Annotated in this window: 16 protein-coding genes; 5 read left to right on the plus strand and 11 right to left on the minus strand. The window is 48.9% G+C overall.

Annotated elements, in window-relative coordinates; translation table 11 throughout:
• Positions 1–173: 173 nt before the first annotated feature.
• Genes ACXAGL_RS07265 through ACXAGL_RS07275 form a run of 3 tightly spaced genes read right to left on the minus strand, consistent with a single transcriptional unit; the run spans position 174 to position 3,871 of the window.
• Positions 174–1,262: a Ger(x)C family spore germination protein gene (locus ACXAGL_RS07265; protein ID WP_474990665.1), complete on the minus strand. Its 1,089-nt coding sequence runs from the start codon at positions 1,260–1,262 to the stop codon at positions 174–176.
• On the minus strand, positions 1,252–2,367 hold the full coding sequence (locus tag ACXAGL_RS07270; RefSeq protein ID WP_474990667.1) for a GerAB/ArcD/ProY family transporter: 1,116 nt from the start codon (positions 2,365–2,367) through the stop codon (positions 1,252–1,254). Before ACXAGL_RS07270 ends, ACXAGL_RS07265 begins: the two co-directional genes overlap by 11 nt.
• Positions 2,360–3,871, minus strand: coding sequence for a spore germination protein (locus ACXAGL_RS07275; RefSeq protein WP_474990669.1), 1,512 nt, complete (start codon positions 3,869–3,871; stop codon positions 2,360–2,362). Before ACXAGL_RS07275 ends, ACXAGL_RS07270 begins: the two co-directional genes overlap by 8 nt.
• 105 nt (positions 3,872–3,976) lie before the next feature.
• On the opposite strand from ACXAGL_RS07275, the gene ACXAGL_RS07280 reads away from it, so the two are divergent.
• The 5 genes from ACXAGL_RS07280 (at position 3,977) to nei (ending at position 7,423) form a co-directional block, all read left to right on the plus strand.
• Positions 3,977–4,183, plus strand: coding sequence for a hypothetical protein (locus ACXAGL_RS07280; RefSeq protein WP_474970147.1), 207 nt, complete (start codon positions 3,977–3,979; stop codon positions 4,181–4,183).
• Entirely contained in the window at positions 4,155–5,141 is a 987-nt protein-coding gene (locus tag ACXAGL_RS07285; RefSeq protein WP_474990671.1) for a DUF3231 family protein, read from the plus strand. Before ACXAGL_RS07280 ends, ACXAGL_RS07285 begins: the two co-directional genes overlap by 29 nt.
• Positions 5,142–5,163: 22 nt before the next feature.
• Positions 5,164–5,631 (plus strand): hypothetical protein, encoded by a 468-nt coding sequence (locus ACXAGL_RS07290; protein WP_474970149.1) that lies wholly within the window; start codon positions 5,164–5,166, stop codon positions 5,629–5,631.
• Positions 5,632–5,706: 75 nt separating this feature from the next.
• The gene (locus tag ACXAGL_RS07295) at positions 5,707–6,576 is read left to right on the plus strand and encodes an SDR family oxidoreductase (protein ID WP_474970150.1); all 870 of its coding nucleotides are present in this window, start codon (positions 5,707–5,709) and stop codon (positions 6,574–6,576) included.
• Positions 6,577–6,592: 16 nt separating this feature from the next.
• Positions 6,593–7,423 (plus strand): endonuclease VIII, encoded by an 831-nt coding sequence (nei, locus tag ACXAGL_RS07300; protein WP_474990673.1) that lies wholly within the window; start codon positions 6,593–6,595, stop codon positions 7,421–7,423.
• On the opposite strand, the gene ACXAGL_RS07305 is transcribed toward nei, so the two are convergent.
• From ACXAGL_RS07305 to rpmH, 8 genes are all read right to left on the minus strand, one after another.
• Positions 7,420–7,911: a metallophosphoesterase family protein gene (locus tag ACXAGL_RS07305; protein WP_474990675.1), complete on the minus strand. Its 492-nt coding sequence runs from the start codon at positions 7,909–7,911 to the stop codon at positions 7,420–7,422. The two genes, nei and ACXAGL_RS07305, sit on opposite strands and share 4 nt — an antisense overlap.
• Before the next feature lie 54 nt (positions 7,912–7,965).
• On the minus strand, positions 7,966–8,682 hold the full coding sequence (rsmG, locus tag ACXAGL_RS07310) for a 16S rRNA (guanine(527)-N(7))-methyltransferase RsmG (protein WP_474990677.1): 717 nt from the start codon (positions 8,680–8,682) through the stop codon (positions 7,966–7,968).
• 17 nt (positions 8,683–8,699) lie between these two features.
• A complete protein-coding gene (gene mnmG, locus ACXAGL_RS07315; protein WP_474970633.1) occupies positions 8,700–10,589 on the minus strand; it encodes a tRNA uridine-5-carboxymethylaminomethyl(34) synthesis enzyme MnmG in 1,890 nt (629 codons plus the stop codon).
• 59 nt (positions 10,590–10,648) lie between these two features.
• On the minus strand, positions 10,649–12,025 hold the full coding sequence (gene mnmE, locus ACXAGL_RS07320) for a tRNA uridine-5-carboxymethylaminomethyl(34) synthesis GTPase MnmE (protein ID WP_474970155.1): 1,377 nt from the start codon (positions 12,023–12,025) through the stop codon (positions 10,649–10,651).
• Between the two features lie 261 nt (positions 12,026–12,286).
• Positions 12,287–12,901 (minus strand): RNA-binding cell elongation regulator Jag/EloR, encoded by a 615-nt coding sequence (gene jag / locus ACXAGL_RS07325; RefSeq protein ID WP_474990679.1) that lies wholly within the window; start codon positions 12,899–12,901, stop codon positions 12,287–12,289.
• Entirely contained in the window at positions 12,898–13,659 is a 762-nt protein-coding gene (spoIIIJ, locus tag ACXAGL_RS07330) for a YidC family membrane integrase SpoIIIJ (protein ID WP_474970157.1), read from the minus strand. The genes jag and spoIIIJ overlap by 4 nt, the downstream gene beginning before the upstream one ends.
• Before the next feature lie 104 nt (positions 13,660–13,763).
• Positions 13,764–14,117 (minus strand): ribonuclease P protein component, encoded by a 354-nt coding sequence (gene rnpA, locus ACXAGL_RS07335; RefSeq protein ID WP_027955860.1) that lies wholly within the window; start codon positions 14,115–14,117, stop codon positions 13,764–13,766.
• Between the two features lie 169 nt (positions 14,118–14,286).
• Positions 14,287–14,424 (minus strand): 50S ribosomal protein L34, encoded by a 138-nt coding sequence (rpmH, locus tag ACXAGL_RS07340; RefSeq protein WP_084163166.1) that lies wholly within the window; start codon positions 14,422–14,424, stop codon positions 14,287–14,289.
• Between the last annotated feature and the right edge of the window lie 275 nt (positions 14,425–14,699).

The following is a 14,699-nucleotide window of genomic DNA, read 5'->3' on the forward strand; positions in this document are numbered from 1 at the left end:
ATCCGAGATCGCCGAGCATGGGTTTTGCGAGGAAGCTCGGGCGCTCATCCGCGAAAAGGGAAGGGGCTTTCGCTCCTGGCGGTAGGAAAGAAAAAAAGCTTGTTAAAGAAACAGAGGTTTCTCTACAAGCTGAAGGCCTCCATCCAGAGGCCTTTTTTTGTTTCACATTCAAATCAGGAGAAGATGCCATATTCGGTAATTTCCACATCGACGGTGAACTGGATATCCATATCCGGATAAAGATCCTCCCACCGTTTTTCATCAAAGTGTCTCGTTCTCGTTTTAGCAAAATGACCGAGACCAAGCGGATCAATGCCTTCCTTCTTGAACAATTCGATCATCTCCCCGGCATTCGTCTTGAAATACTCCACAAACGCATCTTCCATTTCTTTTGCAAGCTTCGCGGACGGCTTTTCCTCCACCCCGACCATTTCATTCACTTCCGATTCCAATTTCACGTGGATGTCCACACCGGGGTTTTCCGGCGTGCCCGTCAGTTTGTAATCCACTGTCGAACCGATATTATCCAGCATGATGGTTCCATTTTGAAAAGGGAGGTCCTGCATTCCCCTCGCGAAATTCTCTTTCATCATTTTGAATGTAAAGACTTTCGCATCCGAGAGCGTGGTTACGACTTTTCCCTTATCGAAAAAAGCAATGCCGGAGACTTCTACAAACGTCTCCTTTTTCGACAAAATCGGGAGATAGGGATCCATACCAATCGCAAAGTAGGCATATAAAAATTCGTGCAGGCTTGTCGATGGAAAATTGTGATGGACATTATTCTCAATCAATCCCTGCAGGTGCTTGGACGTTGTCTCATCCTGAGTGTATCCATTCTCAATCAAGTCCTGCGTCTGTCCATCCACAACAGCGAGATACATGTTCCGGCTTAGACGGGCGTCCCTGCTCAGCACGTCTATGACGTCGGAAATGCCTTCCTGAGCCAGTTCCATGCTGTACAACGTGACTGCCAGTTTTCCGATGGAAATCGGTTTGGAGGATTGTTTCTGGATTTCCTTCTCCACATCCTTGATGGAGTTGGCATCAACGGTTAAGTAAAGCTCAGAGGCGGCGGTTTTCTTCTCACTTTTGCCGTACTGGGGGATGGATACAGTCCCTTTAATCCTTCCTTTATCGCCGCCTTTATCATAGCCGGATATTTGGACGATGGCATTTTCTTCAACGCTCTTGCTGGGCACACAACCTGTGAAAAGAAAGAAGCTGCTGATCAAAACCAGTACGTTCCACTTAATTTTCATATCGCTTCCTCACTTTGTCCGAGATCATTTTTAATAGAAGAAGAACCGGGATGTAAAGCAGGACGTAAAAACCGACCGTGCCGGCAAAATTGTTAATGGCGTTGATCGGGTCGCGGCCTGCAACTAAAGCGACGGGAAAGAACAGGGAGATACAGACGACTCTTAAAAAGTGAATCTGCTTCACAGGGAAGATTCTTTTCATTACACGTGTCGCCCCCCAGATGCCGATGCAGATGTTGGGCAGAATCACATACAGCCACATCGCAATCCCTACATATTCAAAACGTTCGATAAAAGGAAATTCGACAATCTTCCATGTCGAAATCGTCCCCCATACGACCTGTTTCAACTGTTCCTCACTAAAATAGACAAACGTGACGAGGACACTGATGAAATAAAGCATCGTCGTGTAAAACACGGCAAAGTGGGCCCATTTTTTCGATTTAGCCGGGTTTTTGATAAAGGGATAGAAGATCAATAGAAATTCAAGGCCCAGAAAGCTGAGCGCACTCTGCTTTGCTGCGGCAAGAATCTGACCGGGGCTGTGGTTGATATTCGGATAGATGTTCATCGTGTGTCCTGCCTGAATCGGGAAAAATTTCAGCAGCAGAATCGGCAGCCCGATCACGACGCTGATGAGTGCAATCCCGGTAATCACCCGGAACCCACCGGAAACGATGTAGTAGACGAGACCAATCATGACAAAAGCAAAAATCCAGACCTGGAGCCCGGGGAACACCCACACCTTGATCACTTCAATAAACGTAATCATGACATCAAATGACAACAGCAGCGCGTAAGCCGCAAAGAGAAGACTTAGAAAACCGCCGATATATTTCCCGAACACCTGCTTATGGATATGGACGATATCTCCGCCTCCATTTTGAAGGAGACGGTACATCATCCATACGAGAATGTGCAGAAATACGCCTGCAGTCAGTACCGATATCCAGGCATCAAACCCGGCTTTTTCCACTAAGTACCGCTCAAACCCGAGAATTCCGATTCCCACCTGCATCGTAAAAATGATGAAAAAGACATAAAAGGGACTCACCAGGTAGTTTTCCGATATGTTCAATCCTTGGTTTTCATTTAATTTATTCATCAATATCCCTCTTTGCTTTCGCCCTGTCTTCATTCATACGCTTTGGGTCTTCGGATCTCATCAATACCGGACGGTCCACCTGTTTAGTAAAAGGCAGGCGGATAAAGGCATCTTTCAAATCTTTGAACCGGAGCGGATACAACGGTTCAAAAAATGGACGGCCGATAGACTGGAGCTTGATCAAATGGCATATAAAGAAAACCATACACATCGACACCCCGACGAGTCCCCAGAGCTGGGCACCCATTAAAAACGGAAAGCGGATCAGCCGGATCGTGTTACCAATCTGATAGACCGGCGTCGTAAAGGAAGCAAGGGCGCTCAGTGCGACGATGATCAGGAGTACATTACTCGTCAATCCGGCGTCAACAGCTGCGGTACCGATTACGATACCACCTACGATACCGATGGTCTGCCCGATTTTCGTTGGAAGCCGTGCTCCCGCTTCCCGGAGGAGTTCAATCGTCAATTCAAGGATGATCACTTCAAGGATCGGCGGAAAAGGGATGTCGGACCTTGACGAAACAATGGTAGCCATTAACTCAGGGGGAATCATCTCGAAATGATACGTCAGAACAGCGACATATAAAGGTGTGCTGAGAACGGAAAAAATAACGGCAAATAAGCGGATCAGCCGGAACACGGAAGCCAGATGCCACGGTAGAAAGTAATCATCCGAGGCCCCGAAAAACTCGACGACCGTTGTCGGACACGTGAGTGCGTGAGGTGATCCATCGACTAAAATGGCTACTTTTCCTTCAACAAGACTTGAGACGACCCGGTCCGGCCGTTCTGTATCAAGCAGCTGCGGGAAGGGGGAGTGGCCATTATCAGCAATCATCTGTGTAATAAACGAGCTGTCGATCAACTGGTCATATTCGATATCCTGGAGCCTTTGAGTGACGGTATCAACGTTATCCTGATCCGCTATCCCGTCCACATAAACGACAGCGGTCCGGGTGCTCGTCATTTTGCCGACCTGCAGTTCTTTCACGGTCAACTGCGGAAGCGGCAGGCGTTTCCGGATCAGATTGATGTTGGTATTGATCGTTTCCACAAACGCTTCCTTCGGCCCGACAACACTGAATTCGACTTCCGGGATGCTCACATCTCTCGATTCCAAGGAAACCGCCGGAACGAGGAGCACCTGTTCCATAGAGGATTTCACTTGGATCATAATGTAACCGAACATCACTTTCGTCTGGATCACTTTCAAATCATCAGTAATCAGAACGTTCTCAACAGGAATCGTCTCTTTGATTTCCTTCAATCCGTGCAGGGCATGACTGTTCAACGTGGTGAGCACAGAACGGTTCAAAATTTTCGAATCGCTCATCGTCTTCAAGTAGGAAACGGTACATCGGGTCATTCCGTCGAGTTCAAATTGAATGAAATCCTCGGAATGACCCAGCACTTCAATAAATTCAGGCAGCGTGTCGCTCTGGTTATACGACGGCTTCTGCCCGCCCTGCTTTTTTTTGTTTTTCCGCATCCATTTCCACATGATGAGCTCCTTACGTTAAGTCTGACTTCTTCTCTCTTATCATCCGCACCTCGTAATAATTTATACTCAAGCGGACAGGATAAGGGGGATTAAGGAGGGCGCGACATGCTTTATGCCTATCTTTCCCCATTGTTTTTGATCGTCTGCATCTTTGTTTCGACCCTGTTTGTAGTCGACTGGCTCGCCAAAATGTTGATCTATGGATTTCTTGTGAATTTCATATTCCTACCATGGCTCCTTCTTTACCGCCATGAAGATAAAGATACGCAGGAGGGAAAACGCAATGCCGGAGAAGAAACTAACAGCCAATGAAATCGGGCTGCTGTGGACGCAGTACATCCAGAACAGTATGGCCGTCCCTGTACTCGAATACTTGAAAAATACATGTGAGGATGAGGAAGTAAAACCACTGATCCAGCTGTCGAGGGATCTGGCGGATAAGGGAATCGAAACGTGCAGGACATTTTTCCAGAAAGCCTGTCTCCCTGTCCCCAACGGATTTTCCCTCGACGATTTAAACCCGAGGGCGAAGAAATTGTTTACGGATGCCTTTATTTTGTCGTTTTTAGAGCATTTGGGAAAAGTCGGACTAACGTCGGACGGCTACTCCCTCGGGGCTTCTGCGAATAGTGATGTCCGCGCTTTCTTTACCAATCGGATCGATCAGCAGGATAAACTCTACAATCTGAGCGTGCGCACGGCGCTTGAAAAAGGGATCTATACGAGAGCTCCTCAAATTGAAGTTCTGAATGAGACGGAATACATCGAAAGCAAAGCCTACTACCATCCGTTTCACAAGCGTTCCTTGAATACGATAGAAATCACCCATATTTATGAGAACGTCAAAAACAATGCCCTCGGGGAAGTGGTCTGTCAGGCCTTCGGGCAGACCAGCAAAAATAAAACCGTGAAAAAGTATATGAGGCGTGGAAAACGCATCTCCATCGATCATCGGATCTGCCTTTCCAATATCCTTGAGAATTCTGGAATCACCGTTCCCATGACATCTGCGAGTTTATTGACTACGAGTACCGACCCGGTATTTTCCGACCGGCTCATGATGTATATGATCAGCGTCCTCATATCCGCCGGGCAGGGGAACTATGTCAACGGGGCAGCCGTAAGTCTGCGCTATGACATCGTCTATCACTATCACAAGCTCATGCTGGAAGCGGCGATCTACGGAAAAGACGGCTTGGATATTATGATTGAGAACGGCTGGTTTGAAGAGCCTCCGCAGGCACCGGACAGACAGAGACTCATCCAATAAACTCAGCGGAAGAGGAATAGACATGAAGGAAAAACGATTGGAAATTATACTATGGAGTATTGCGTTCCCGGGGTTCGGGCAGATCCTGAACGGACATTTTATCAAAGGGCTCTCCTTTATCATCATTGAAGTGATTTTGAACTACAACAGCCGCTTCAATATGGCCATCATACACAGCTTTCACGGGGATATCGCCAAAGCGGTCGATGTGACCCATTACCAGTGGCTCATGTTTTATCCGTGTATCTATATGTTTGCCGTATGGGATGCCTATGCCCATGCCGATGGAAAGGTTCCGGCCTATTCATTCCTTCCGTTTGCTTTTTCTGCCTACTTCGTCACGGTGGGATTGATTTTTTCATCCACTCTTCGCTTATTCGGCGTATTGATCGGACCGATCTGGCTGCCGATACTCTTCCTTATCCCAGGTATTGGAAGCGGCCTGATTCTGAGGAGGCTGCTTCTCCGTTATGCTGATCATTCCTCCTGAATATGCCCCCGGCTTGTTTGAACATTCCATGATGGTGGAATGAGCACACTAAAACAAGTTGGAGGAGGAATTGAAATGAATCGACAAGAACGTCAGACACAAGGTCAGCCGGGTCAGGAGCAGGAGCGGCAGCCAGGTACAGAGGGAGCGATGAACCCATCTCCCCTCCAGGCGGATGACGATTACAAAAGCGGAAATAAGCTGCAGGGGAAAGTCGCATTGATCACAGGCGGCGACAGCGGCATCGGTCGTTCCGTCGCCATCGGTTATGCGAAAGAAGGCGCCGATGTAGCGATTTCCTACTTAGAAGAGCATGAAGATGCGGAATATACGAAGAAGCAGGTCGAAGCCGAAGGACGCCGGGCGATTTTGATTGCCGGGGACGTCGGCGAGGAGTCCGTCTGTCAGGAAGCCGTGGAAAGAACCGTGAAGGAACTCGGTCAGCTTGATATTCTTGTGAACAACGCAGCTGAACAGCATCCGACCGACGACCTGCTGAATATTTCAACGGAGCAGCTGGAGCGTACATTTAAAACGAATATCTATTCGGTCTTCCATATGACGAAAGCTGCCCTGCCTCATTTGAAGCAGGGAAGTTCCATCATCAATACAGCTTCCGTCAACCCTTATGTCGGAAACCCCGATCTTGTGGACTATACAGCTACGAAAGGCGCGGTCGTTGCGTTCACACGTTCAATGGCGAAACAGCTTGTCGATAAAGGCATCCGCGTCAACGGGATTGCGCCGGGGCCGATTTGGACACCACTCATTCCATCCACCTTTTCTGAGGATAAAGTGGAACAATTCGGTACCAACACTCCGATGGGACGCCCGGGACAGCCGGTGGAGCACGTCGGAAGCTATGTGCTGCTGGCTTCTGATGACTCTACGTACATCACAGGACAGTTTATCCATATCAACGGCGGCATGTTCACGTCCAGCTGAGGAGAGGAAGAGACCTATGCCGGAAGGACCGGAAATCCGCCGTGCTGCGGATCAAGTAGAAAAAGCACTCAAAGGTCGGGCTGTGCTCGACCTTTTTTTCGCCTTTGAGCGGTTACAGGAATATGAGGAGATTTTACAGGGGGATGTCGTTGAAAAAGTGGATACGAAGGGAAAAGCGATGCTCATCCGCTTTCAAAGGGGCTACACGATTTATTCGCACAATCAGCTGTACGGCAAATGGATGATCCGGAACGCCTATAACTATCCGGACACCAACCGCCAGCTCCGCCTTGCGCTGCACAATGAAAAAAAGTCCGCCCTGCTATACAGTTCCTCGGATATTGAAGTGCTCCGCACAGAGGAGGCAGAGGAACACCCGTTTATCCGGAAGACTGGGCCGGACCTGCTCAGTGAATCGGTAACAGCAGAAGATCTGTTCGAACGCTTCATCAGCAGAAGGTTCCGGAACCGCAAATGGACGTCCCTGCTGCTCGATCAATCATTTATCGCTGGAATCGGCAACTATCTGCGCAGTGAAATCCTATTCAAGGCCGGCATCTCCCCTTCCGCCCGCCCTTCTGATTGTTCAGAGGAACAGCTTCGGAAAGCCGCCGAAGCGTCGATCGACCTGACATGGCAGTCGTACCGCCATAAAGGCATCACGAATGATCTGGAGCTGGCCGGTCAGTTGAAAAAACAGGGCATCAAGCGCCGGGACTACCGTCACTGGGTGTTCAACCGGGCAGGTAAGTCCTGTCGGATCGATGGCACAGAAATCGAAAAGATCCAGGCGGCTTCCAGAAGGCTCTATTACTGTCCGACGTGTCAAAAACACCCGGAACGCTAGCGGAAAAAGATATGCTCGGCATGAATGCCCTCCTCCCCAAGGGTAAGAATACCAAAAGAATAGAAAGGCAGCCGGCGTTTGTCCGTAATGGATCCCGGATTGAACAGCAGTGTCTTTTTAAAGTAACGCAGAACAGGGATGTGGGAATGGCCGTAAATAATAAGGTCCGGGGGATGTTCCTGAAAAGCTTCCACCGCCCGCTTTTCCGTCGTTTTCTTATCCCCGTGTCCGTGGACGACGCCGATGGAATACCCGGCCCACGTTACGAGCTGTCGTTCGGGCACGATCTCTTTCATGTCTTCACCATCAACGTTACCGTACACCCCTGTGACAGGAGCAAAGCGGCTCAGGTCTTCAAAAACGTCCGGCGTCTGCCAGTCGCCGGCATGAATGATCTGGTCCGCTTCTTGTAACGCAGTCACCAGACGATCAGGCAGACGGGACGCTTTTTTCGGCATATGTGTATCAGACAGCACGACAATCTTCATATAGAGCCCTCCTAAAAAAGCCACCCTATCGGTCTATGATAGAGTGGCTTGCTGTTATTGAATCGGTGTTTTATTCGGTGTGCCCGCTTTACGCGGGTATTTTTTCGGTGTCTTCCGCCGTTTTTCAACGATGGCAATGTTCCGTTCACTGCCCTCTTCCGGAAGCTCGAACGTGTAGATATCCTTCACTTCGCCTCCGACCGTTTGAATAGCGATCTCGGCCTCTTCCATTTCGTCTCTCAGGTTCGGTCCCTTCATAGCCATGAAACGGCCGCCCTTCTGCGTTAACGGCAGACAAAGCTCACTCAGGACGGACATCCGGGCGACGGCACGGGCCATCACCAGATCATAGCTTTCCCGGAAGCCCGTATTTTTCCCGAAGTTTTCGGCACGATCATGGTAAAAAGCGACATCATCCAGCCCCAATTCATGGGCTAAGTGATTCAGGAACGTGATCCGTTTCTTCAACGAATCGACAATCGTCACCTTCAGATGCGGAAAGACGATTTTCAGCGGCAGACTAGGGAAACCAGCCCCCGCTCCGACATCACAGATATGGAGGGGTTCGGAAAAATCATAGTAAAAAGCCGCTGTCAAAGAATCATAAAAGTGTTTCAAATACACGCCTTCCTGATCGGTGATGGCGGTCAGGTTCATTTTTTCGTTCCACTCGACGAGAATTTCGAAATAACGCTGAAACTGGTGCTGCTGCTGTTCATTTAGTTCAATGCCTTGTTCTTTTAAAGCGTTCAGAAAGGTGTTCGTATCCATAAACCCATCCTTTCGAGTTATTCTCCAGACACACGAGCGATTCTGCCCTGCTCAATATACACAAGCAGGATGGAAACATCCGCCGGGTTCACACCGGATACACGGGAAGCCTGTCCGACAGAAAGTGGACGGACCGCTTTCAGACGGTCACGCGCTTCTGAAGCCAGACCGTGGATGGCATCGTAATCGATGTTCTCTGGAATTTTTTTTGTTTCCATTTTCTTCATACGGTCAATCTGCTCGATCGCCTTCTTGATATAACCGTTATATTTCGTTTGGATTTCAACCTGCTCTTTGACATCATCCGGCAGTTGAACCTCACTGGCACTTAAGCGCTCAATGTGGCTGTAATTCATTTCCGGACGTTTCAAGAGATCTACTGCGCGGATGGCGTCTTTCAGTTTCGAGCCTCCCGCTTCTTCGATGACGGCCTGTACCTCATCGGTTTCCTTCAAAATCACTTTATCGAGACGTTTTTTCTCGTCTTCGATCAAACGCTGTTTCTCAAGGAAACGGTTGTAGCGGTCCTCAGGAATCAACCCGAGCTGATACCCGATTTCGGTCAGGCGGAGATCCGCATTATCATGACGCAGCATGAGACGGAATTCCGCACGGGACGTCAAAAGACGATACGGCTCGCCGGTTCCTTTTGTGACAAGGTCATCAATCATGACACCGATATAGCCCTGGGAACGGTCAAGAATCAGTGTCTCAAGATCAAGCGCTTTGGCAGCGGCGTTGATTCCTGCCATCAGCCCCTGCCCCGCGGCTTCTTCATAGCCGGACGTTCCGTTCAGCTGACCAGCTGTGAAAAGACCATCAATTTTCTTCGTTTCAAGTGTCGGCCAGAGCTGTGTAGGGACGATGGAGTCATACTCGATCGCATAGCCGGCCCGCATGATTTCAGCGTTTTCCAGTCCCGGTACTGTCCGCATCATTTCGTTCTGGACGTATTCAGGCAGGGATGTCGACAAGCCCTGGACGTACACTTCCTCCGTGTCACGACCTTCCGGCTCAAGGAAAATCTGGTGCCGCGGCTTATCATTGAAGCGGACGATTTTATCTTCGATGGACGGGCAGTAGCGCGGCCCCGTCCCTTTGATCGCCCCGGAGTACATCGCTGAGAGACCGAGGTTATCATTGATGATTTTGTGCGTGTCTTCATTCGTATACGTCAGCCAGCAAGGGATCTGATCGGTAATGAATTCGGTCGTTTCATAGGAAAAGGAGCGCGGCTCTTCTTCCCCCGGCTGGATTTCCGTTTTGGAATAATCAATGGTATGGCTGTTGACGCGCATCGGTGTTCCAGTCTTGAAGCGGACCATCTCAATGCCCATCTCTTCCAGCTGTTCGGAAAGAGAAACGGTGGAACGCTGGTTGTTCGGTCCACTTTCATAGGATATGTCACCGATGATGACGCGTCCACGCATGAAGGTTCCTGTCGTTACGATAACCGTCGGCGCATAGTACGCTGCCTTCGTTTCTGTGACAACACCTTTTATCTGATCGTCCTCGACAAGCAGCTGCTTCACCATCGCCTGGCGCAGCGTCAGATTTTCCTGATTTTCAAGCACACGCTTCATTTCCTTGATATAAAGCGGCTTATCCGCCTGGGCACGCAGCGCACGCACAGCCGGACCTTTTCTCGTGTTCAATAGACGCATCTGGATGTGGGTCTTATCAATCACCTTACCCATTGCGCCTCCTAATGCATCAATTTCCCGGACGACAATCCCCTTAGCCGGACCCCCGATGGACGGGTTACACGGCATAAAGGCGACAAGGTCGAGGTTCAGGGTCAGCATCAATGTCTTCGCCCCGCGGCGCGCTGCTGCAAGTCCTGCCTCTACGCCCGCGTGACCGGCACCAATTACTATTACATCATAATGCCCTGCATCATATGTCATTTGGATGTCTCTCCTTTAAATAGTTGTTCCAAAATCACTCTATATTTACGAACCAACACTTATTTACCTAAACAGAACTGGGAGAACAGTTGATCAATCAGGCTGTCATGCACCGACTCACCGACGATCTCCCCGAGAATTTCCCACGTACGGGTCACATCGATTTGAACGACATCCAGAGGGACGCCCATTGCCATCCCGTTTTGTGCGTCTTCAAGCGCCTGCTTGGCCTGCTTCAGCAGCTGCACGTGGCGGACATTGGAGACATACGTCATATCACCGGCATCAAGATCTCCTTCAAAGAAGGTCTCGCCGATTGCCTGCTCAAGCTGATCGATGCCTTCTTCGCGAATCAGCGCCGTCGTAATGACCGGCTGATCGTTCGCGAGCTCCTTCACACGATCAAGATCGAGCTTTTTCTCAAGATCGGTTTTGTTCACGATGACGATCACATTCATGTCGCTGATTGCTTCAAACAACTTCTCATCTTCCTCGGTCAGTTCATCGCCATAGTTTAACACAAGCAGGATCAAATCGGCTTCCTTCAGCACTTGACGGGAGCGCTCCACGCCAATCCGTTCGACGATATCTTCCGTTTCCCTGATCCCCGCCGTATCGATCAGCCGCAGAGGCACCCCGCGGACATTGACATACTCTTCGATGACATCCCGCGTCGTCCCCGGGATTTCCGTTACGATGGCTTTGTTTTCATGAACAAGAGCGTTCATCAATGAGGACTTCCCGACGTTCGGACGACCGATAATCGCAGTCCCGAGACCTTCCCGCAGGATCTTGCCCTGCTTGGCCGTCTCTAAGATCCGCTCGACTTCCTCGTGCACTTCCTTCGTTTTCTGCTCCATCATGTCATGGGACATTTCTTCGACATCATCGTACTCCGGATAATCGATGTTCACTTCGACGTGTGCAAGCGTCTCTAAAAGCTTCTGACGCAGATTGTGAATCAGATTGGACAGGCGTCCATCCATCTGCTTCAGCGCAACATCCATCGCCCGGTCTGTCTTGGCACGGATCAGATCCATAACCGCTTCGGCCTGGGAAAGATCGATCCGCCCGTTCATAAACGCACGCTTCGTGAATTCCCCCGGTTCAGCAAGACGGGATCCCGCAGCCAGTGCGATTTCAAGCACCCGGTTCACAGACACGAGTCCACCGTGGCAGTTGATCTCAACGATGTCTTCTCTCGTAAATGTTTTCGGGGCACGCATGACAGAAACCATCACTTCCTCTGCCATTTCACCGGTTTCCGGATCGATGATCTTTCCGTAATGCATCGTATGGGAATCAACGTTGTTCAAATCCTTCCCTTGAAAAAGACCGGCGGCTGTCGAAACAGCCTGGGGACCGCTCAAACGGACGATGGCAATGGCTCCTTCCCCCACCGGGGTGGAAATCGCCGCTATTGTATCTGTTTCCATACGTTTTCACCTCCTGGAATGATTGGTTATCTATAGTTATCCGCAATATTTTTCACTAGTCACTAACATACTACCTTACCACACACCCGTGTGTTTTGAAAAGATATGCGGACCGAAATCCGCATCAGGCGGTTATCCACATGTGCATAACCTGCCATCTATCATCTTTTCCCCGCAAGAGGTCTCCAATACCCCTTGTGGACAACCGTACAGCCAAAAAAATACTCCTGCCGGCTTTTCGGGCAGAAGTATTTGTTGAAATCAGCGTGGGTGAATGACGACATGCCGGCGCGGATCGTTTCCGTCCGACGATGTTTTCACCTGGTCATGCTGCTGCAAAGCATTGTGAATGATTTTTCTTTCATAGGAAGGCATCGGCTCAAGCCGTACGTCCCGGTTCGTCCGGACCGCTTTATCTGCCAGCCGTCCAGCCAGGTTCTCAAGTGTTTCTTTCCGACGGCTTCGATACCCCTCTGCATCAAGCATAACGGTATAAAAAACGTCAGATTCACGGTTGACGACGAGCTGAGCCAGATATTGAAGTGAATTCAATGTCTGACCACGCTTGCCGATCAGGACAGCGATCTGTTCTCCCTCCAGGTTGAGGAAGATATCCCGCTGCCGCACTTCTGAATGGATCTGAACAGGAGCTCCCATTTGTTCTGCTACTTCATAGATGAATGTTTCAGCATCCTGCAGAGGATTTTTCTTGATGGCTACTTTGACAATCGCTGGTTTGGAACCAAACCCAAGAAATCCTTTTTTACCTTCATCAATGATATCAATGGTGACTTGATCTTTTGATGTCTGTAATTGTTCTAATGCAGATTGGACCGCTTCATCAATGGATGGACCCGTAGCAGTTAATTGTTTCACTCACTTGCTCCTCCCGTCGCATCTTTCATCATTGGTTTACGGATGAATACCGTCTGCAGAATCATAACGATGTTACCGACGATCCAGTACAGGGCAAGGGCAGATGGGAAGAAGAATGCGAATGTACCAATCATCAGCGGCATCACATAAAGCATCATCTGCATCTGCGGGTTCTGCGCTGCTGCGCCGCCCGCCATCATTAGTTTTTGCTGCAGGAAGGTCGTTCCAGCTGTCAAAATGGCCAGGAATGGATCGGATGAACCGAGTTCCAGCCATAGGAAGTTATGCGTCTGAATCTCCGAAGTTCTCATAATGGCATGATAGAATCCGATCAAAATCGGCATCTGCACGATAATCGGCAGACAGCCCGCCAGCGGGTTCACGCCGTGCTTTTGGAACAGCTGCATCGTCTCCTGCTGGAGCTTCTGCTGTGTCTGGGCATCCTTGGATGAATATTGTTCACGAAGACTCTGTAATTCCGGTTGAATATCCTGCATCGCTTTGGAGCTTTTCAACTGCTTAACGTTCAACGGAAGCAGAACCAATCGAATGATAATCGTTACAACAATGATCGACAATCCATAGCTGCCACTGAAAAGGTCCGCAAAAAATAGTAGGGTTTGAGACAATGGCCATACGATATACTCGTTCCAAAAACCTGTGCTATCCGAGTTGATTTCCTGGTTTACCTGCGTACACCCGGATAGGAACGTAAGCACGCCCGCCATGGCAAGCAGTGCTATCATTTTATTACGCAACGTTCCTTCCTCCTTAAATGACTCTTCACTTTTTCTTCTATCAAAACGATCGTACTACGACAATCATAAGTTTAGCATTAATGACTGTCCTTTTTCTATAACGATTACGTGCGAATTTTCTTATTTAGAAGCTTGGACCTCATAAGTACATGGGTCAAGCTTTTCTTTATTTCATGAAAATCCATCTGGCTGGCCGGCTTACGTGCAATGACCACCAGATCATAGTGAGGATGGATATCGTCTTCCAGCTCATGAAAGGCCTGGCGCAGGTAGCGCTTAATCTGGTTGCGCTTGACCGCATGTCCCAGCTTCTTGCTGACGGAAAGACCAATGCGGAAATGCGTCTGCTCTTTTTTCTTCATGTAGTAGATCACCAGCTGCCGGTTGGCGAAAGACTGGCCGCCTTGAAAGACCTTCTGAAATTCCTCGTTTTTCTTAATTCGATTTACTTTCTTCATCGAACACCCTCCAGATGAGTGAACATAGAGGGAGATACTGCCCTCACATTCCGATCAATCCCATTAAAACGTTCTCAAATTATCCTTAAAATAAAAGCGGGACGTTCGATCCGCCCCACTTTCGACTTTCCCTATTCTGAAAAAAAGACCACTGATAGTTTTCAGTGGCCTATGCGGATAGAACTTTTCTTCCTTTACGACGACGGCGTGCAAGAACTTTACGTCCATTTGCAGAGCTCATGCGTGAACGGAAGCCGTGTACTTTTTTACGCTTACGATTATTTGGTTGAAACGTGCGTTTACTCATTATATATACACCTCCTGGGCAATAATCCAATAAAACAATTAAAAGGCAGTCTTGAACAGTATAATAAAATGACCCCTGAATTGTCAACTCGATTTTCAATCTTCCTTTTTTCGATTCTGCACGACGTTATATAACAGGCTGTAGTATAACACATCAAAAATACCCCCGGCAGCGATCTTCATTCCTTTCACATGACGAACATTCACAGCCATTGTGTATAATTTTTCAGCGGTTTTTGACTGTCCACAACAAATATCGACAAGAAAATCACAAAA

The organism is Halobacillus sp. ABA4_118, from assembly GCF_056160205.1.